We start from the raw sequence: 22,246 nt of genomic DNA on the forward strand, positions 1-22,246 counted from the left end.
CTTGTGAAATGATTAAAATCTCCTTGGATAAATAGTCACAACTGCGTACATGCATCCACTTTTCTTCCATACCGAAAGATAGTTAAAAATCCTTTCAAAAGAGATTCCATTGAACCTACAAACCCTCAGAGCGCATGTTCGGAAGACCCGAATTGTACGCGGGTCTCTTCCAAAAAGATGTTGCAAAGACAATAGGTGTTTGTGAAGACACAATTGTTGGATGGGAGAGCAAAAGGTCACATCCATAACTGAGATATCACGGAATAATTAGTGCGTTCATTGACTTTTAATTAATCAATACCAAAGCCTGCATATGCGGGCTTTGGTAAAAAAGCGATTATTATTAGTAAGTGTTTTGAACAACTTCTTACAGCAGTTTGAATCTTATTCACATTAATATTGCTATCTCTTAGTTTATTTTTAACCACATGGATATTTAAATATCTACTCTAAAAGAAGTTGGCTTCGAAAATCATCTTAGCAGAAACATAAACGTTATGGAATTGTTAACCGGGGCCTGTAACCGAATATTCAGTGACTAATATCACAGCTTTCGTTATAAAAACGAACCTATAGACCGCGGTAATTATTAATTAATAATGTAATTTATTGTCACATGTTCAATTAGCTTTTCTATAAACCGGTTGCTATCTTTATAATAGAACCCGATACTGCCACTATAATGAAAGTAAAAGAATATGTCGTAATTGTCGAAAAAAAATAAGGGACTATAAGGAGCTTTATGATTTACAATACAGGGTAAAATAGTTAATAAAAATTGTTCCCAATTTTGGCAACTACACGAGCCTTTAAACCCTAATGGAATATCATTTTCATAAAGCATTTTTAAATATTTTCGCGTATCATCTGATTTTTGGTTATCAATTGTATAATCGCTTTTACCCGACTTAATATCCCATGTTTCCAAAGAAAAATCCCACCAATTTGAATTGTATACATAAATGTGGTCAACCGAATTTAAAAAAAGCGTATTAAACATATCAATCATTCCAAAAATAGGATCTGTATCATCGCGTAAATATACTTCAAGATGTTTGCCATCACTGTTTGGTAGAAATTCTAAATTAACCCAAGGAAATGGGAATTTGTTATTCAATATGGATTGTATTATTTTCATATTATTTAATGTAGTTCTTTCCATGGAATAAAAGCTCCAGTGGGACCTTTGTGCTTATTTATAATAAAATCACCGTATTTATCTGCATCCTTGAACCATTCTAAACCAGTTTTTGTCTCACGAAAAACTTTAAAATGGCTTCCCCCATGTCCAAACAAATCTCTTGACCACCACAGTCCGTCAGAAGCACTTTTATAAAACTTTCCGAATAAGTTGTGTTGTTTGACTATAGCGGCTCCCTTTTCGGTAAGGTTCCAAACTTTCCTTGCTTTGCGTAATTCTGATATAAAAGGAATCATGCCTGCAAAACGCCAGCCCCAACCAATCTTTGTGCCATGGGTATCTAATGCATCTTCTCCTGTAAACAATGTATATGTATCGTATCCGAAACCAACTGGAGTAAAACTTATTACAACACCCGTTCCTGTATCAGTTATATCAGCAAATGTATCATCACCAGATTGGCTTTTAATCGTATTACCGGTATGATGATTGACTTTTGGACCAACAACTATAACACCACTTACGCTTTCCTTTTTTTTATCCTGAGTTTTTTTGCCTTTTTTTCCTCCTCCATCAGAAAGGACTTTATTTATTGCTACTCTAACATCAGACATTTTTAAAAAATCTTCTGTCTGCTGGTCCATGTAGTCTTGAGCATTGGTAGGAGTGTCATTGACATCATTAGCATACATACCATCCGGGTCAATATTTATAAGTGGATTATTTTCCACATAGTTATATGGTGACCATCTTCTACTTATTTCCGCAAGAGGGTCAATAGTATTCCATCTCCCAATCACAGGGTCATAAAACCGTGCGCCATAATCGTATTCTGCTAAATCGTCTTGATATTCCTTGTCGTTATATTTGTATTTATTATTAGGTGAAGGTACTAAGTTTTGGGTGTAATTTATCTCCCTGCCAAATGCATAGTTGTCAGTTATCTGCAAAATCTCATCAGTTGTGAGAATTCCATTAGCATTTTTGTCACCAAATACTGCCCTCACATTACCAAGGTGATCTGTAGCGTTATACTCATAAAAATATGTTCCAGATGAGGGCACAACCCTTCCTTCTGGCATATGGATAAATTCTATTGTATTGCCTACATACTCAATGCCGTCGTTGTAGCTCCGTTCTTCACTTACTGCACTATTTAATTTTATTATCCTTCCCAATTTGGTTCCAGCAGCATCGTAAACATAATTAATAACTTTGTTATCCATAGTTATGGTTACATCAGAGGGCAGATTCAGCTCGTTGTAAATAATGCCGGTTACCGTCTTTCTTGTATCACCGGTTAAACTGCCGTTTGAGTTGTAGTTATAGGTCGTTGTCTGACTTTCACTAACCGTTCCGCTATTAACAATGCTTTTTAATCTATTGCTCCGCACCGACGCATCCGTATAGTTATAAAGCATATTATTGAGTACGCTGCCTTCTTTTTTTCTCGTCAGGCCAAGAATGTTGCCCAATTCGTCATACGTGAGACTTTCGTCATATAATCCGTCGCCCGATAGAGAAGCTTTGCTTGCTGCATTGGTAAGTCGGTTAAGCAGATCATAGCTAAAAATGTAACCTTTAACTTCTTGTGTTATCGGCGTTAAAGACGGATTTTTTGTCTGCCATTTTACCGCGCTGATATTACCGTTATATTGCGGCGTGTTGGCGTAGCCAATGGCAGATCGGTCGTAATCCAGCTGCTCGGCAAAGACGTCAAATGTAGCAGGGAATACCGGATCTGTGAGATTAGTTGGATCGTTGATATTTGTCACCCATCCACGCGAATTATAACTGTAATTTATATGCTGCAAAAACGTGCTGCTTGCCGGGTTTGTTGCATCATCAGTGCTATGCAGGTGTTTTACGCTGACTTGTCCTAATTCGTTATAATCAATTTTTGAAATTGATGTTATCGTGCCAGTGTTGGTGGGAGAAATAAATTGCTCTTGTGTCAACACCTGGCGATTTGCGTGGTCGTAAGTATTCCATGTATTAATGGTAATCTGCGCGGGAACCGATAACGGTAAATAATGTTTGCGGGTGGTTAGCAAAGCCAACCCCTGGAAGCTATAAGCGCTTTCTTGCGTGTCGTATTTGTTGTATGCCGCTGTACCTCCCTGGTAATGCTGGCTGATCGTTTTTACAGCCTTGCCATACTGGTCATAATGCATTATGGTGAACAGGTACGTTGTTGTCCCTAAAACGTTAGTCAAAGTAGCCACGGGTAAACCGTTTGGTGCCTTTTCCAAAGTGTCTACTAAAGGATCCGGAGCTGTAAATACTGTTGAACCCGGGTTTACTGATGCATTGCTAATGAAATCATATTTGTCGTAGTAAGTAACTGTAAGTACTTTGTTATTTGTACCCGTACTGATATCCGGCCAGCTTACATGGGTATAGCCATAAAAAGTACTGGCATTAGTAAAAGTTTCATAAAGATTACTAGTATAGGTATCGGCTGTAGTTTGAAGGCTCGATCGGGTAGCAGTCGTGTTGTAATATTTTCCGGTAATCGCTACTCTACCCAAGGCATCGTACTTGGTCACCATCCATATATTACTTAGCTTTTGGTTGGCATCCTGACTCAGGACCACTTGATCCATATTGTTATACACCATATACTGCCAGCCTTGTCCTGGTATTTTCTTTTCGATCATCCGATTTAGTCCATCGTAGTGGTAGGCATAAAAATAGCCGTCAAAAACATTATCTGCCTCAGTAAAAGAAGTTGGAATGGGTACTGCCGGATTACTCCCTGATGCGCTCGGCAACGGTGGGATAACGTAACGGAGGTTACCGAGATCATCATAAATATAATCGGTAGTCAGATAAACACCGACCCCGTTTTGTACCTTTCGGCTTACGATATGCCCCTCATTATCTTTAAGCTCTATAACCGCATTGTGATTTTCATCGAGCGCCTTTATTTTGGTTAATGTGCCCTCTGCATAAGTGGTTGAATACGATGCCCCGCCTGCAATATTTATCTGCCACAGTTTCACAGCGTCAGAGGCAAGGTTTACGCCGTAAGACATAAGTGCAGTATGCGCGCCTCCAATTTTCCAATTCAGTCCAGGTGCACCTTGTTCGATAGGCCGGTTTAATGGAGAAGCTTCGAATTTGGTTTCCGCATAAGCCCTTTCGGTAGCGCTTGGTATGGTCACAACCCCTGCTGGCGGCACGTTATAGAAGGCTTGCTGTGGGCTCGTGCCGGAACGGTAAGCGCCCAAGGTGCCGGTAGTGGGTACGTATGGTAGGTATTTCCTCACCTCCCGCCCGTATAAATCATACAATCTCGGCAGCACAATATCAAAACCAAGCGGGGAAGCCGCTTTCTGGACGGACTGCAGTGGCCTGCTCAACCCGTCTAAATACTCTATCGCTGTCTGTACTTTGTTTTTGTCGGTGGCTGCCATTCTTAAGGCTGCATCACTCGTTACCCCACTGACCCGCAATGTCTTGGTAACTACATAATTTAGGTTAGTGGTTTGAGCGGATACCAATAGGGTAACACAAACGATTAGAGAGGTAAGAACTGTTCTTACCACCATCGCCATAAGCGGCCTTTTATAAATCGTTCCCATTAGTAAATTGTTAAAGTTAGGTCTGAGCTTCCAGAAGTGATATTCACATTGTTAAATGTCGCGGTGCGACCAGTAACAACGGGGCGACTGCCTAGCTGGAAATGTTTGATCTGCGTACCGATGGCACTTATCTGCAAGGTATAGTTATCGTTTGCTGGCACCTGCCCCGTAGAGGTACCGCTGGGCATGTTGAAATACAGCGTCTTTGGGCCTGAAAATCCCGCCTGATACGTTCCCAGGCCAGTCTGATCTTTCATCGTGAAGGTTACATACTGAATTGGGCAGCCGCAAATCGCCGGGTCGTTGGCTTTAGCCTGCCCATTGGTATTGAGGTCATATGTTGCAAGCGCATTGGCCGAAGCTTTTGTAACCGAATAGTAGATATTAGCCGCAACGGAATAGGTGGTTGCGCCCGGGACTGTAAACGGCGGGCAATTATTCCGGGTAAAGGTTGTCACTGGTTGTGCGTCGTTACCAACCGTCATGTTGTAGTTATGATAATCCTGGCTCTTCACAATATTATACTGCCAGTCTTTCGTGTTTTTTAAACGCTGGGCGGGGTCATATTCAAACCGGCTGATCTGCTCTTTCTCGTCAGTCGTCGCAATTAACCCATCTGTGTCGAATGTATAAGTCATCATTTGCGCATCTGCAGGATATGTCTTAAGTTCGTCAATCATAGCTGAACCAGATATGTATAAACTTTGCACAGAGGGGAACGCGGGTATAGCATGTTTATACAATGTCCATCCATTGACGGTCTTCAGCGCGGCACCCGCGTAATTCGAGCCACCTATATACACTGAGACTGCGCCGTTATTACTCCAATACGTTAATGTATGCGGCTTTGTGAAGTCGCCGTCGGACAAACGGACAGAGCCACTGGAAAGCGGCAATACCTTGTGGCCGGTAGGAGCGGATTGTTCCAAAACCGGCACACCGGTAACCGTCCAGTTGCCATTGCCATCTGCTTCAAAGCTTGAATAAGCACTGTTGTGGTTTCCCAATATTGTCGATGTAATGGCGTTTTTGATCTGTGCCACAGGATAGGAATTATTATAATCCCATATGATAGAAGTCGGGCCTGCGTTTCTCGGGGTATATTGAAGCAAACTATTGTCATTATAGATATACTTATTAAACTTTATCATCTGAACATATCTGTTATCCGCGACCATATTATTTGATACCACGGATGCGGGCACAAAGTTGGTCAATGGAACGGAAACAGCAAGTTTGCTGATCTCAGCCGGCAGTACCGCCTGATTTCCTGATTGAAAAAGGTTTAACTGTGCACCTATAACGGCATTAACGCCTATGGAGGCGTTTTTTACGCTATCCCACCTTTCAATTAGTTCCGCTTGCATATTGCTAGCGAGCATTGCATCCAAAACCGAGTGATTTGTAGATGTAGCTGCTCCTATTAAATAATCTGCAGGATATTTGTTTACAGTAACTTTTGTGTTTCCCTTGCTGTCGTTCATTCTGATTCGCGACACTTGGAGATGTTTAAAATTGTCGTATTTATATTCTATGGTCGATGCCTGGAACTTTGTCGTATCATTTTGATCGTAAATCTTTGTCGTTGTCGAAATTGGATAAGTATCGCCAGACACGATATTATAGGCTGCAAATGGCAATGCATTTTCATCACCTGGCACACCGTTAACGGGCGACTCGTACAGAAAGGGTGTTCCTTCTGAATAAGATTGCCACCGTTGTCCTACGATAAGGCCGACATCATTATACGTCGTGTCACGTCCATCTAAAAATGCGCCATAACTATGCAATTCCTCCTTAACTATCTGATATGTACCATCAGATTTATGAAGATAATCCGCTTTTCGCTCCAACTGGCCGCGTTTAAAATATCTGTCTAAAATAACCGGACGGAGCGTGTAGCCCGATGCCCCTGAGTAGGTATTTGCATTAAATTTATAATTGTATTCAGATTTTCCAATGTTGGTTACTGGGTCTCCAATATATTCTGTGACCGAAGTGTAGGTTACTGGATTTCCCTCAGTTGGTGTTAAACTGCTGGACGACTCGGAGTAATACATCCTGACACGTTTGGTTACTCTTTTGGTGGGGTAGTAGGTCATCGATAACGCGCTGTTTACAAAGTACCCGTAATTGATATACCCCGTAACAGGGTTTGTGATAAAATTGGGATAAGCCGTATTATATTTATAAGTTTTTAGCACGGGTACTGCCGTGGCACCAACATAGCTTTCAATCGATTTCAGGCGAAGTCCGCCTACAAAACGGGTTATAGCATTTTCGTCAATATACCGGTTTGTCTCATAAGTAAAGTTCGTAAATCCGCCTGTGGGGTATTGGATCCTTGTTAAAACCCCTGCCTGCATTTTAACGGTGTCCGGATCTCGGCTCGTGGAATCATTACTCCCTATATATCGTAAATAGGGCACGTTGTTGGGCGGCACTCCTACAGAAGGCTGGACACTAATCTGCGTTTTAGGAATCAACGTGTAAGGCGTTATTCCGGGCGCGTCCATTTTACCGTTATAATACCCCCAAAAATCCTTTGAGTATGAATTGTATGTCGGCAATGGCGTATTGTTATAGGTAAAATTGTACTCCTGTACGATACTACCCGCTTTATCCAAAACCTGAATGCCATCAAGTCTCAAACGTCCTACTGCGCCGCTCATAACGGAAAAGTAACTCTTTTTGAAAACAATACTTTTTTGAGGGCGGCTCTCGTATTGCTTAATATTAAAATCGTAAGCAAATACCTGTATGGTATCGAGCGAATAGGATTGAATGCCGGGGAGATCTGTTCGTGGGGTCGATGATATTTTAAATACTACCTTACCTGTTTTAAAAAAGATCTCTTTTGGATCCTGTTCGTCCACCGTTGACGAAGTGTTGCTTTGGTATGCCATCCAGTTGTTATTTAAATGTGACGGCCCTGCCATATCGGCATCCATATCTTCAACGGGATAGGACTGGCCCGTTTGATCCGGGAGGTTAAGACTTTGTTTGCGATAGGTAAAGCTGATCGTATCGTGCTTATTTTGCGATACCATCTTTTCAAGCATCCAGGACGTTGTCGCATCTTCACCGGGGCGGCTTGAAGTACTGGTTGTATGGGAAGCCTCCCGATACGTATTGCCCAAAATATAACTATCACCATGTTCATTAAGCACAGAGAACTTTGCCGTATCCAAATCGGGGCGTGTCGCGGTATTTTTTATCAAGAGCGGTGACCAGGGGATCATTTCAATTTTGTAGCCCGTTATCGGGGTCCCATTCATCCCGTTAAAAAAAAACTTACCACTATATCCTGGCAAATCATAACTATAAATATCAGGACGGTCATCATTGCTTTTATTTGCTACCGTTCCATAAAGGTATTGCACATCGCTCCATTGAGTTGTATGGATAGAGATAGCTTTCCGGTAGTATCGGAAATATCCACCCGTAGCGGCGTCATCAGGTAGGCCATACACCGTTCTGGAAATGCTGCCGCCGGAACTTAACGACCATCCTAAGCCAACCCATGTAGCAGCCTGATCCACCTTTACGCCTGAGGCGTGGTACGACAGCGTTATTGGAACTTGTAATCCGCCGGATTCGACTGTATAAAGTGGTATAGAAATACCCGGCAAGCCACTGGAAAGGTTGGTCGGGTAGTCTCCGTACTTCGTAAAAGAAGCGGCTGCAGGGGATTTGCTGAACACGTTAGGAATAAAATTCTCATTGGATTGAGCCATGAGATTCAGAGAAAGAAAACAGGATAGTATTAATATACTAATGCGGTTTAGGTACATCATGATTTAGGTTTGGCGTAATTGGAATTAGGACGACAATATTAATTTAGGCGTTTATGCTCGTGCGAGCTCAGTCGTCTTATTGAAAAGGATAAAAGGCCGATTTTTTGTGCGGAATTCATTTTTATGTGTTATGGTTTGTAGGTCTTTAAAGATATACATTTTGCGGATTAATTAACAAGCAATTTCAAATATTTAATAAGCTTTTATACGCATGAACTCAGTGAATTTTGAGAGGCTACCTTACCAATTGTTGGCGACCCTGTAAGGGGCGACATCATTGACTGTTATATACAAAGTTATGCAGTACGTTCCTTGATGGCGACAGGAACTGTGTCAGTACAGGTATTCTCTGATACAAGATTACCAGCGAGGGAAGCCCCGCAAAGAGAAACGGAATAAATGGACGCATGTTGCGGATTGCGGGTTTATGCTTTAAAAGGCGATTTCTGGAGATAAACTATGATAACCAGTGGCGATCTGGTCCGGCCATTTCTAGCGCTCTATTGCCCGATAGCGATATCAAGGTTGTCGAGGCTTAAGCCGTTACAATGTTCAATGGCGGACTTTTGATCATGACATCATGATTTCAAAAAATAACCGTCAGTGGTTTGATTTTTAAAAAAAAGGCATTATTTTAGGGATGCCGTATTCGTATGAATACGTAACCAACCAACCCATATCACAAATGACACTTTTAACAAAGCAACGCGTTGTCGTTTCTGTCCGCGCTTTCGCATCCGTACCGGGATATTCAAAGAAGCTCCTTTTCGTTATCAGATTATTCAATTTGCATTCTAACAACTACCTGCGGGGACTGCGGCTCTTATATGTACTCCTGCTTATTTTCTTCCAGGCAGCATGTGCCTACGGGCAGAATGCGACAGTCAATGTGAATTCCGTTGCTTCGCCGTCCGCAAATGCAGCTTCAGCGTTAAACAGCTCCCAGAATTATAAGGTAAATCTGTACAGCGGCCAGCTGCAGTACGAAGCTGCAATTACTAAATTAAAGTTTGCCGGCATAGACATTCCGATCAGCGTTTCTTATAAAGCGTCGGGCGTTAAAGTGCAGGAGCTGCAGAGCATAACGGGCACTTCCTGGAAACTAAACGCAGGCGGGCTTATCGGACGCTATGTCCAAGGCCTGCCGGACGAACATGCCAACGGCTATTGCGGGGCCAACCGGATCGGGGGGAACAACTATGTGGCAGCTACCACGACCTATGCCGTAAATGCCATAAATAACGACAATACAAAGACCACCTGGGACACCGAGCCTGATCAGTTCTTTTTTAGTTTTTTGAACTTCTCGGGGATCTTTATGCTTGATCCAGATGGCCGGCCCGTGTTGAAATCATCCTACGGTTTAAAAATTATCTACAGCCCCTTTGACCGAACCACAGGCAGGGCAGCGGGCGGACAGGAACAATGGATTATAAAGGACCGTCAGGGGAACAGCTATTATTTTGGCAGCGGCGCAACGGAAACAAGCGTAGTAACCAATAAGGGGCAAAATGCCGTTAATGCATTCACTAAAACCTTCATATCAGGATGGTATCTGAGCAAGATAATAACTACAGACAATCAGATCATTAATTTTTCCTATCAAAGCACTTCCGGGCAGTCATATACCAATTACCTGAATGTGGTCATGTATTATGTCGAAAACAACCAGACGAAATCAAAAGCCTATAATGAGGATAGCGATGTCAGCATCAGCGCCCCGTTATCGCTGAAGAGTATCACTTATTCCATCTTTGAAGTCAATTTCAATTTTGACAATTCGCCTGCTTTATATGAGATCGAGCTCAAACAGAAAGGTAAAACGGAATATATTTACCACTTCAACTATACCGGCTTTTTCCCTTCCTACAGGCTGCTGCTCTCTTCCATTGAAAGACAGGACATTGTCACAACCGAACGGCATTACATGTACGGGTTCACGTACAACTCGCAGGTAAGTCTGCCCGAGAGGAATTCAATTCAAACCGACTACTGGGGCTATTACAATTCAAATCCGGGAACTTCCAACGTAGAAGGTTATGGCGGGAGCAACAAATCTCCTGACCCGGTGCGAACGCAAGCAAACATCCTGTTATCGGCAACGAATGAGTTTGGCGGTACTGACAAGTTTACCTATGAGCAAAATGTGGTCGGCCAAAGCCAAGTGGTCGGCGGCGTGAGGATAAAGAATGTCACCAGCTATGGTGAGAATAATGCTGTGGTAAGCAGTCAGACCTATGATTATACGGACCCGTCCACCGGGTACTCCAGCGGCCAGTCCTTCAACGGTTCTGGCCTGGAATGGTTCTACGCGGCGCCCGCTATGTACTATTTCTCCGAGTCGATCACCGCCGTTGCCGACCTGGCAGGGCTAAGCGTGGGCTATTCATGGGTTAAGGTGACCAATGCCGACGGCAGCGCCAGCAGATACCACTATACCAACTATTCGGATTATCCCGATGTAGGAAACGAAACGAGGTACAACATCAACGATCACTCCAGCACCACGATCGATCCCATTTCCGACATCTATTCACCAAACTTTCCCAAAACCTCTTTCTCATTCGCGCGGGGTCAGATCTTGTCAAAAGAGGAAATCAACGCAGATCAAAAAACGGTATCGGAGGTTACCAACACCTATTCGATGTCCGCCGCTACGGGTGATGTAGTATGGAAAAAGGTGTACCCCTGGTCCGGTATTCCATTTTTGCCATCGGTGCAGTTATACGCCATCCACAGGTCGGATTTTCAGCAGCAGGACTTATTATTAACCTCCCAAACGCAGACCAACAACTTTTTCATCAACCAGACCGCCAATGGCTCTTCAACCACCGGTATAACCTACACCTATACCTCGTATAACGGTGAAAGCTTTATTTCGTCAGAGACGAAAACCCTGAGCAACGGGAATGTTGAAAAGACCGTTTACCGCTATCCTTTCAGCGTACTGACGACTATACCTTCGGTTGGGGTAACAACGAGTTCGCCTTTATCCTTTATGGTACAAAACAATCGCATCGGCGATATTGTGGAAACAACGAAGACGATAACAAAAGCCGGCATTGAATACCTGACCTCTGCGGTGCTAAACCGTTATACCGCCGCCGGACCGGGCGTCAAACTAACAGCCACTTACCGGCTCAGGAACCAGGGGATATTGAAGAGCAACTATATTTTTTATACCGTCACCCCGGGCGGCGGCAGTGAGACCGAAACAATTGACAACACCAATCTAGAACCGGTCCAGGTTATCGATTACGATGCCTGGGGGAACCCGCTCAGTACCAAAAATGCTTTTTCCAATATCCAGACCTCTAATTTATATGGATATGATAAAAATTATACGGTTGCCAAAGTCGTGAACGCCAAGCCAAATGAGATATTCTATGACGGCATGGAAGAAGCCGGTTCATGGGCAGGGGTGACCTATGACAACACGTTTAGCCACAGTGGCCAATATTCTGCGAAGATCGTCAACACCGGTAGCAATGAGATCTATCAGCATAGCAACATCACCCTGAGCGTGGCCCTGGCGGTACCTAAAAAATTCAAATATTCAGGATGGGTTTACAGCACGCAGCCTTCAGCCGAAATCTTTTTGTTTATGAAACGTGCGGGTGAGACAGGTTACTATTCTTATGTTGACAATGTTATTACCACAGTGACCAACAAATGGGTGTACCTTGAAAAGACATTCCTGGTTCCGGCCGATGTTACCCAGCTGAATCTCCGGGTCGACAACAACGGCGCCCCTGGCGGCGGAACGGTTTGGTTCGATGATTTGCGTCTTTATCCTGCCGATGCGCTGATGAGTACCTATAATTACGAACCGCTGGTCGGGCTTACCGGGTCGGGCGATGAAAAAGGACAGACGGTAAGTTATGAGTACGACAATTACAGACGGTTGGTCGTGGAGCGTGACCTGAACGGATTTATTACGAAAACCTATACGTACCATAAAAGAATTTTCAGTAATGCAGCCATCAGCCAGACCTATGAAAAACAAGGCTGCCCGGTTAACACTACCCCTTCACAAATCCCTTACAATGTAGCGGCCAATGCTTATACTTCGACACTCTCCCAGCAGGATGCGGATGACAAAGCGGCCGCTGATCAGAAATCTAACGGACAAAACAACGCAAATGTTAACGGAACATGTACGCCGGTAAGTGTGCCCGTTTCCTTTAACCTGGTCAATCATACCGGTCTGAGCGGGTACGTAGTAACGTTTTCGGGTTCTGGCTATACAAGCTTTAGTTTCAACGCCAATAGTACAATGAAAACGGTCAGCGTTAATTCAGGCACTTACAGCGTTTCGGTTGCTCCGGTGGGTAGTTACACAGTCCAGCGGGTGTTCGACCTGACGGGCAAGGCGGCGCAGTACGGCCCGGGGACGACCTTTACCAATGTCATAATCAGTCCAGGTAACATTCTTACGCTTAGCATAACCCCTTATTAAACCACATTTGACCATGAATACGCTTATAATCCGCAATAGTTTACTATCCAAAATTGCCTCCGTATTACTGCTGCTGCAGTGGTTTACCGTTAAGGCGCAGGAGGAGAACTACCTCAGAACACGCATACCGCTATCCCCGGTAGCTACCGTTGCAGGTGTAGATGCCAATGCGTCAAACCCCTCACTGGTGCAAACCGACTTTGTATATTACGATCTATTCGGTCGTACGAAACAAACGGTGGGGTGCCAGCAATCATTTACCGGAAAAGATGTAATCCATGCCGTAGAATATGATCTGATGGGCAGGGAGGCCAAACAATGGCTTCCGTATACCTTTGCCAACCCGACGCCGGGCGCTTACCGCCCTGCCGGGACTACCGAAACAGCGAGCTTCTACGCACCGGGGACCGCCGTGCCGGCGATCGCAACCACGAACGTGCCTTTCTCTATAACGACATACGACGGTTCTCCGCTTGCCAGGGTTACGGAACAAAGCTACGCCGGAGAGACCTGGCAAACCGGCTCGGGCCACACGGTAAAGACCTCATACGGGACAAACGCGGCCAACGAAGTGCGAAAATGGACCGTCAGCGGTACGGGTGCTTCCTATTCGATGTATCCCGCCGGCAAGCTTTTGGGCACAACCATCACGAATGAAAACGGCTACAGCGTCACACAGTACAAAGACTTAAGCGGAAATTTGGTTTGTAAAAAGGTCCAGGCCGGGGCGGCGCTATATCTATACACTGATTACCTCTATGATGATTTTAATAATCTCCGTTACGTGGTGCCGCCATTGCCTACACTGCCTGCTGCCGTTCCGCTCCCTTCTTCATTTTCGGAGAGCGACCCACTTTTTGCAAATTTTTTATACGGCTACCATTATGACGGCCGCGGCCGGATGACTGAGAAGAAAATCCCGGGTAAAGGATGGGAGTATTTCGTGTATAACAAAGCGGACCAGGTCGTGCTAAGCCAGACCCCATCGCAACTGGCCCTGGGCGTATGGGCTTTTTTTAAATTCGATGCCCAGGGGCACACGGTCATGACCGGTACACTGACAAGCGCAAGCAACCGGACGGCATTGCAGGCGACAGCAGAGTCATTTGCGGGGCCCGCTTTTGAGGCTTTCACTAATACACCTGTCAATTACGGCTATTCAGATAATAGTTACCCTGACAACACCTTAAGCGCCGCAAAGGAAATTTGGTCCGTATCCTACTACGATGGGTATGATTTTCTTTCGAATGCAGCTATCAATCCCAATACCAGCGTATTCACAGCACCTGCTGCTGACAATCTTTACAGGGCGCCGTCGGGACTTGCAACCGGAACCCTGTACAAAGTCATCGGTGCACCAACGTCCACTTATTTGCTCAGCATCAGCCATTATGACCTTTACGGGCGAAACGTGAAAACCATCACGCAGTCCTTCAAGCAGGGGAGCACAAACGCGGGCAATTATGATGTGGCCGAGCAGGAATATAATTTCAGCGGCCAGGTCACTAAGAGTACCCGGCTGCATTATGTGTCGTCGGTACAACAGTTGAATGTGGTCAGCTGGAACAATTACAATGCCGGCGGCCAGAAAACTTCGGTGCAGCAAAAGATCAATACCGGGGCTATTTATACGCCGGTAGCATTTGAGTATAATGAACTTGGCCGCCTGAAGACAAAACATCTTCACAGCGCCAGTTCCAGCGCAACGCCGCCGCTTACCGGTTTTTTTCAACATGTTGACTACCGTTATAATAACCGGGGCTGGCTGACCAGTATCAATGACCCGGGCAACCTAAGCGACCCTGTGTATGGCGGACAGGACCTATTTGCAGAGCAAATTGACTATGAGAGCCCCAGTAGCCTTTATACCCCTGCAACGCCGCAATATAACGGGAATATCAGTTCCATAAGCTGGCAGTCGCTCGCTAAATCCCCAATGGTGCAGGAACGGCGGGGTTACGTGTATTCTTATGATGCCATGAACAGGCTTACCGGCGCCGGTTACCGCTCGCCGTCCGGCAATGACAAGTTTAGTGAGGCCATCACTTACGACGAATTGGGAAACATCCTCACCCTGAACAGGAATATAACCAACAGCACGACATTTGCAAACAAACTCAGCTACAACTATGGTGCAGGTTCGCAGCGCAGCAACGCCCTGAAGTCGGTTAGTGATTTAGGGACAGAAGGCTATAATGCAACCTTTGCCTATCATTCCAGCGGTAACGAAGCAAGTGACAGCAAATTGATCTCCAGCATCCAGTATAACGCCATAAATCTTCCGTCGCTGATTACCCTGGTGTCCGGGAAAACGATCAAATTCTGTTATACGCCTACCGGAACAAAGCTGGAAAAGATTACCGCCAATGCAGGTGGAGGAATTATCGAGGACCGGAGCTACATTTCGGGTATCGAATACAATGCGAATACGCTCGAAAGCTTTTATAACGAAGAGGGGCGGGTGATCAAAAACGGTGTCTCGTACAAACCGGAATATTCGATTGCCGATCATTTGGGCAGCCCCAGGGCGGTGTTTGGAGATGATGGTAACGGGGTTTTCTCCGCCAATGATATCGTGCAGATCACAGATTATTATGCCTTTGGAAAGCAGATCGCTTATCTGGACGATACCGGCCCGGTCTACCCCTATAAATTCAGTAACAAGGAGTATTCGGCAGACATCAACGGTTATGATTTCGGCGCCAGGCTTTATAACCAAAGTTTATCCCGCTGGAATAACGTGGATAACGAGGCAGAAAGCAGCCGCAGATGGAGCCCTTACAGTTACACCTATAACAACCCGGTCCGCAACGTTGATCCTGACGGTCAATCGGTATTTGATGTGATTCCCAGTGTCGATGAATTTGCACGTTACCTGATCTACCGGGACTGGACAGTAGCAAAAAGTGATATGTGGAAACCGACGACGAGCGCATGGGATCAGGGGCTGAACAATTTCTATGGTTTCATGATCCATTTGACGCCCTTTGGCGGCATCGTTGATTTTACGAACGCAGCCCGGAAAGGAGATGTAGGCGGCGCGATGCTTGGTCTGGCAACTACGGCGAGTTTTTTTGTCAGTGATTTTATCCTGCCGGAAAATCCCGCAACTTATGTCACGGAAGAAGGATTCGCCAACTGGAATACGATCGATCCGGTGCTGGGGGCCATGGCGAAACAGGAGGGGACTGCCAGTTTCGAGGCCGCAAGGTTTGAAAAGTATCTGAGCGACCCGACCGATATGGCCGGTAAAATGAGGCAGTGGAAGGTAAATCAGGAGAATTCGACCGCTATGCTGGATAACACGCAGACGTGGATCAATAACAATTATGGTGAGGGGACCACTACGTTATACAGAAACTTCGGGCCGAACGAATATAAATCGATAAGAGAAAGCGGGGGGTTTTCCATTTCGGAAAATAATTATGCGGGCAAACAATTCTGGATTGGAGAATCCGGGCTTGACTTTTGGATGCAAACACAATTTCAGAAGCAGTTCACGGTCAAGTTAACGATACCTACCTCTTTTGTGACACCTGGTAATCCAAACTATCTGTTTTCTGAATACGGTCATGACCTGATCAACAATGTACCTCATGTTGACGGTTATCCGGGCGGAACGATCAGCAATAGCACAAATCTTTCTATCTTTAATTCTGCGATGACAATAAACTGGTTTCAATATAGGTAATATGGATGGTCTTGTTGAATTACTTGTAAAATTGATATTTTTTGAACAGGCACAGCAATGTTTTCGTTTCCCTGTTCAAAATACGATCAGGGTATCGGTCTGGTTCAAAGACCAGCGCCCTTCTTTACCGGCTGAAGTTGTTGTCGGGCATGAGCCGCTGCAGCTTAATACGGAAACGGTTTTAAAATTGCGTGTAGTGAGAAATGAATCGTTAATGAAAAATTTTTTTGTGGACAACAGGCTTTTTTTAGGCCCGCACTACGAGGCGATTGGAGAGGCGACTATTTTGCAAATTATTAAATAGTAACTTCCGAAACCTTATAGTAAAGCACCTAACGGGATGGCTATAGAACCGCGCCCTTACGGGCGTATTATACACAGGCAACAAATCCAAATCAGGGGTAAAAAAGGAAATTGGAGCTGGTCAGGGAATATTCAGGCACTGCAGAAAGTTTTGTAGACTTTTTGAATCATACGTACGGTAAAGCGGGAAACAAAGAGGTAAAAAGCGATGCTGGCCGGAATACTGGGCCTTTTATTTCAAAAAGATCGCTAACCTTAACGGCTACAACTGCTTGCCGGTGCCATTGCAAGTTCTGCAGGTGTTCAGCGTAACCACTTGCCCGTTACCATGGCACACCCGGCATTCGGTTTTGCCTTTTCCGCGGCAGCTCTGACATGGGGCAGAACTATTTCCTAACCCGGAAGCGATCGCATCTTTCAACTGGGTCAGCGAAACTAAGCGGATTTGCTCCAGAAATTGGCGGGTGGCTTCAAAGTCATAATTTTTTCCTTTTAGGACATGTACCTGGTAGGGGAAAGGGGGTGGGCGCGCCATTTGCTGAATTCCATGATCAGGGGCTGGTTTGCGATGGAATTTTCGAGATAGTGATCGATATGGGGGATGAGGTCACGCATTTTTTCGAAATACAGGGGTAGGTCGGCAGGAAGACACTTGATGTAAAAGGCGCTTTCCGGTTCGACGAGTCTGTCCTCGGTCTGTATCTCCGATTGCAAAACCGAAGTGCATTTTGAGCGCTCAATTTGATCTTGGATATTTTTCCAGTGGGGTTCTGACGAAGCTATCCTTGAAAAAATGTTTTTTACGAAAGCAGTTTGGAATTTGTGCTGATCGACGCGCAAAAGGTCATTCAGGAAGAAGTAATGGCTTTGGCGCTCTCGTCGGCCTGCAGTCAGAAGAATGTCGTAATCATTGGAGCACGGAACGGGCAAGTCCGTTGTAGCGATCAACTTGCTGGTAAAGTTGATAGCAAGAAGCTGATACATTTGCAAGATGAAATATCAGTTCCTCCATTTTTATAGTTAAATTTGTCTTTAAACTTATGATAGTATATGCTTAACCAGGATGAGTTAAAAGCGCTTTTGCCCTTGTTAGAAGATGATCGGGTCGAAAAAACGGTATCAAGAAATAATGCGGACAAATTTGGCGAAGCTATCTGTTCTTTTTGTAATGATATGTCAGGTCATGGTTTACCCGGGTACCTGATCATCGGTGCAAATGATGACGGAACGTTAGATGGCACAAAGTCTGACGAGCAGATCATGCAAACATTGCTTGCGTTCCGGACGGACGGCAGGATCGTGCCGCCACCGGCGATGTCTGTCAAGGCATTTTCTTTTCCTGAAGGCGAAGTAACCGTGGTAGAAGTGATGCCATCATTGGTTCCTCCGGCCCGTTATAAAGGAAAAGTGTGTATCCGTACAGGACCGCGTAAGGGGATCGCTAATGAAACCGAAGAGCGTATACTGAGCGAAAAACGCTCAACCTTTGCCCGTTCGTTTGACACGCAGCCGGCATTTGGGAGCAAGCTGGACGATCTGAGCCTGGAAATATTCAAACTTACCTACCTGCCGACAGCTATTGACAGGGAAACGCTGGAAGCGAACGGCCGAGAAATAAAGGAGCAATTGTCGTCCTTGAAATTTTATGATCTTAAACAGGATTGCCCTACAAATGCGGGTATCCTGCTTTTTGGTAAAAACCCGAGATTTTACCTGAGCGGCGCATATGTTCAGTACGTTAAATTCAACGGGGATGACGAAACAAGCGAATTTGAATTTGAACATCGTTTCGATGGCGATCTGACAACACAAATGAAAGTAATGGATGACTTTATAAAATCGCAAATCGTAAAACGGGTCCAAGCAGATCTCGGACAAGGTTATCAGGAGGCTTATCCGGCCTCAGCAATACAGGAACTTTTATACAATGCAGTTATTCATAAAGACTATCAATCCAATGCGCCGATCAAGTTTTACGAATTCAGCGACCGGATAGAGATCACAAATCCTGGTGGTTTGTATGGCAATGCACGCCCGGAGAACTTTCCAAATAAAAATGATTACCGGAACCCGACATTAGCAGAAGCAGCAAAGAATCTTGGCTATATCAACAGTTTTAATGTCGGCGTTAAAAGAGCGATTAGCGCGCTGGTCAAAAACGGATCGACAGAACCCAAATTTATCATCAACGAGCCCACTAGCTTTGGCGTTATCATATTCAAAAAATAATGAAGACAATTGCATTTTTTAACAACAAAGGGGGCGTTGGAAAAACAACGTTGGTCTATCATTTTACCTATATGCTTGCTGAGAAAGGTTATCGGTGCCTGGCAGTGGATCTCGACCCGCAAACCAACCTAACCTCTATGTTCCTGGATGAAGAACGTTTACAGGAGATCTATGACACAGATCATCTCCGGCCTACGATCATGGATAGCATTAAACCTTTGAACCGGGGAACAGGAGATGTCACTTCGGCCCAGATCCAACGGATATCTGATCAGATCGGACTTATACCTGGCGATCTGGAATTATCACTTTTCGAAGATAAGCTTAGCGTTAGCTGGAATAACTGTCTGAACAGGGATGAGGCAGCATTTAGGGTGGTTTCCTCTTTTTACAGAATCATCCAGGAAGCCGGAGAGCGTTTTGAAGCCGATTTTATCATTCTTGATATCGGACCAAACTTTGGAGCGATCAATCGCGCCACCTTAATCGCTGCGGATTACGTGGTCGTTCCTATGGCTGCCGATCTTTTTTCTCTTCAGGGCCTTAAGAATTTGGGTAGCAGGTTAGGCACATGGCAGGAGGAATGGGCAGATAGGGCCAGCAGAAACCCTGAATCTACGCTCAATTTACCATCCGGGAAAATTGAGCCGCTTGGGTATGTGGTGATGCAACATGGCATTAAAGAAAGCCGTCCTGTGAAATCTTATCTAAAATGGGCCAATAGAATTCCGTTAACTTTTCATCATTATGTGCTAAATGAAGAAGACCCGACTGAACTCAGCGTGAATGATGACCCCTACTGCCTGGCTTTACTAAAACATTATCACAGCCTCATACCTATGGCGATGGAAGCACGTAAACCAATCTTTTTACTGAAGCCTTCAGATGGCGCTATTGGAGCGCATCTTGGAGCTGTTAAGAGCAGTTACGATGATTTTAGTACCCTTACAGACAAAATAGTTGAAAAGGTTATTGCAGATGATCCGGGTGTCGCCACTTCCGGACATTTATCGCTTTTTTAAGTTTGCGCTTATTATTACCGCAGGCAAAGACGGATTTGTTTTATTTTATTTTCACAAAAGTAGCGTAATACCGGATGTTTTACTTAGCCCGAACCAATGTGTTTCCGACCGGGCTGAGCAGTTTGTTTAACGGGTCTGTGTACTCAAACTTATTTTTTTATTACCCTTTTAGTAACACTAAGTTTAATTGGGTAGAACGAGATCTTCTTAATTTTTGTATGGATGTCATCAACACATCCGTTTGGATACATGTCGTCAGATAATGGGCTGTCACCAATTACGGTCATGGCCCTGACACAGGAGTTTTTTTCGTTAACGGTAAGTGGGATTTCATAATTGCCATATCCTGCGGTCCTGATGTCGGAAAGGCTGAAACTTTTATATGAGGTAATATCCAGGATATCCAAGCTATCGGGTACCGTTGCGATAACGAATCTTTGATTGGGAATCGTTCCGGATGTGTTTCCATTATCTTCCTGCCAATGCCCATAAACTTCTGCTATGATCGTATTCCCTTCCCAGGTTAGGTTAATGCTGCTTGTAAAGTGTGGATCCCCGGCAAATTCTCTGTCATCTCCGCCGTAAGGTTCTTGCGGACAGATGTTGCTTTTTGTAATATTGTTTAAAATAAATTCATGAACCGGTTTTATAACGCATCTTCGTGCAACATAACTTCCTGTTTTTGATATATTAAACACCGCGCCGTTATGTGTATATTGTAAGGTATAGGCCAGGGGAATCGCTTGGTTTGAAAGCGACCAATTTGCACCACGGGCGATAGCGGCATAAAGGGAATCTGAGTTTCCGACAGCTTTTATAGTAGCAAATGCAACATCCGCGTTACCACCCATAATTAAGACTTTCAAAGAGTTTTCTTTATTGATTGTGGAATCAATTAAACTGGACTTAACTTTTGATTTTGCAAACAAGCCGAATTCGGCCTTTAATTCAGCCTCTCGTCCCTGGATATTGCTTTTAGATTCGATGGCGATCATAATTCGTCTGCCATATTTAACCTGGGAAACGTAAACTGGACTGAAGTCGCCTATACCTTGGGGTTTGCTTTTAAAAAAGCCGGTGCTTGTCGGATTGTTGACATTTACAGTATAGTAAATTTGTGTCACATCCAAAAGGTACCTTGCTTTTACCGTTTTATCATCAAAGTTAAAACCACCTTCTATTCTGCCTATACCTCCTGAGTATTCGCCTTTAAACATCAGGTTCAAATGACTTCTAGAGTAAACTTCATGCGCTTCAATGACAAGCTTGGCAGGAGGTAACCCGACAACGGAATCTTTTAATATCTTGTTTATGGCGTCATCTACCTGCGCAAGTTTTGGCATTACATTAACCGCCATTGCACTTTTTTTAAATATTGGCCCCTGCAAAGAAAATGTTATGGGCTTTCGCTTATCATCGTCCAGCAGTATATATTTCCCGGTTTCAAAACTTTCGGCACTTAATACGGCGCCCGGAAAAACATTCATGAGAGGATCCAGTAATATGCTTTCACTGCTTCCTGGTGTCCACGGTATTGAATCAACTCTGCAAATCTCCCGACTGTCAGATGTTGAATCCAGCGTGATCACCGTGTCTTTTTTTGTCTTGGATTCCATTTCCTTGTTTGGCACAGCATAACGACAGCTGCTCCATAAAGCATTGCTGATACAAAAGAACATTAGCGTAAGTAATTGGAACATGATTCTCCGAAAAATAGATCTACTATGTTCCCGGTGCTGCGATACAGTTTTTTGTTGTTGAGTTTTCATGATATTGATTTAGGTTATTAAATGTAGGTACAATCATTTAATAATCAAATAAATACAGATAATTTATTGCCGGCGACCGAAGAGTTACAGTCTTAATAGTTCCCCAAAAGGAATATGAAGAGGCTTGATCGTACTGCCTTCTTGAATTTGGGATTAAATAGACCTTAAATGTCCGTTATTTTCTCTGAAATAAGCGGTTAGCGAATAGATATAACTATCCAATTCTATAGAAATATGAAATTAATTTT

The 22,246-nt window shown here is 44.3% G+C and carries 10 protein-coding genes; 5 read left to right on the top strand and 5 right to left on the bottom strand.

Features of this window, described 5'->3' with window-relative positions; all coding sequences use genetic code 11:
* Positions 1-589: 589 nt before the first annotated feature.
* The 3 genes from GWR56_RS13560 to GWR56_RS13570 are packed head-to-tail and all read right to left on the bottom strand — an operon-like array spanning position 590 to position 8,525.
* Entirely contained in the window at positions 590-1,162 is a 573-nt protein-coding gene (locus GWR56_RS13560; protein ID WP_162431766.1) for a hypothetical protein, read from the bottom strand.
* A complete protein-coding gene (locus tag GWR56_RS13565) occupies positions 1,144-4,728 on the bottom strand; it encodes a DUF6443 domain-containing protein (RefSeq protein ID WP_162431767.1) in 3,585 nt (1,194 codons plus the stop codon). The genes GWR56_RS13560 and GWR56_RS13565 overlap by 19 nt, the downstream gene beginning before the upstream one ends.
* Positions 4,728-8,525, bottom strand: a complete 3,798-nt coding sequence (locus GWR56_RS13570) for a DUF5977 domain-containing protein (RefSeq protein WP_162431768.1) — start codon at positions 8,523-8,525, stop codon at positions 4,728-4,730. Before GWR56_RS13570 ends, GWR56_RS13565 begins: the two co-directional genes overlap by 1 nt.
* An 889-nt stretch (positions 8,526-9,414) precedes the next feature.
* Between GWR56_RS13570 and GWR56_RS13575 the strand changes: the two genes are divergently transcribed.
* The 3 genes from GWR56_RS13575 to GWR56_RS13585 are packed head-to-tail and all read left to right on the top strand — an operon-like array spanning position 9,415 to position 16,979.
* Positions 9,415-12,984 carry a DUF5977 domain-containing protein gene (locus tag GWR56_RS13575; protein ID WP_162431769.1) on the top strand — a complete coding sequence of 1,190 codons (3,570 nt, stop codon included), beginning with the start codon at positions 9,415-9,417 and terminating at the stop codon, positions 12,982-12,984.
* 13 nt (positions 12,985-12,997) lie between these two features.
* The gene (locus tag GWR56_RS13580) at positions 12,998-16,675 is read left to right on the top strand and encodes a DUF6443 domain-containing protein (RefSeq protein ID WP_162431770.1); all 3,678 of its coding nucleotides are present in this window, start codon (positions 12,998-13,000) and stop codon (positions 16,673-16,675) included.
* A 1-nt stretch (position 16,676) separates the two neighbouring features.
* Positions 16,677-16,979, top strand: a complete 303-nt coding sequence (locus GWR56_RS13585) for a hypothetical protein (RefSeq protein ID WP_162431771.1) — start codon at positions 16,677-16,679, stop codon at positions 16,977-16,979.
* Positions 16,980-17,470: 491 nt separating this feature from the next.
* Here GWR56_RS13585 and GWR56_RS13590 read toward each other — a convergent pair whose 3' ends face one another.
* Complete coding sequence (locus GWR56_RS13590) at positions 17,471-17,962, bottom strand: hypothetical protein (protein ID WP_162431772.1); 492 nt, start codon at positions 17,960-17,962, stop codon at positions 17,471-17,473.
* A gap of 66 nt (positions 17,963-18,028) precedes the next feature.
* Here GWR56_RS13590 and GWR56_RS13595 point away from each other — a divergent pair, with 66 nt between their 5' ends.
* Positions 18,029-19,207 (top strand): ATP-binding protein, encoded by a 1,179-nt coding sequence (locus GWR56_RS13595; protein ID WP_162431773.1) that lies wholly within the window; start codon positions 18,029-18,031, stop codon positions 19,205-19,207.
* Positions 19,207-20,229, top strand: coding sequence for a ParA family protein (locus GWR56_RS13600; RefSeq protein ID WP_162431774.1), 1,023 nt, complete (start codon positions 19,207-19,209; stop codon positions 20,227-20,229). Before GWR56_RS13595 ends, GWR56_RS13600 begins: the two co-directional genes overlap by 1 nt.
* Before the next feature lie 149 nt (positions 20,230-20,378).
* Here the strand turns inward: GWR56_RS13600 and GWR56_RS13605 are convergent, their stop codons facing one another.
* Positions 20,379-21,998 carry a thiol-activated cytolysin family protein gene (locus tag GWR56_RS13605; RefSeq protein ID WP_162431775.1) on the bottom strand — a complete coding sequence of 540 codons (1,620 nt, stop codon included), beginning with the start codon at positions 21,996-21,998 and terminating at the stop codon, positions 20,379-20,381.
* Positions 21,999-22,246 lie beyond the last annotated feature (248 nt).

Source organism: Mucilaginibacter sp. 14171R-50 (genome assembly GCF_010093045.1).
In the GTDB taxonomy this organism is placed as follows: Bacteria; Bacteroidota; Bacteroidia; order Sphingobacteriales; family Sphingobacteriaceae; genus Mucilaginibacter.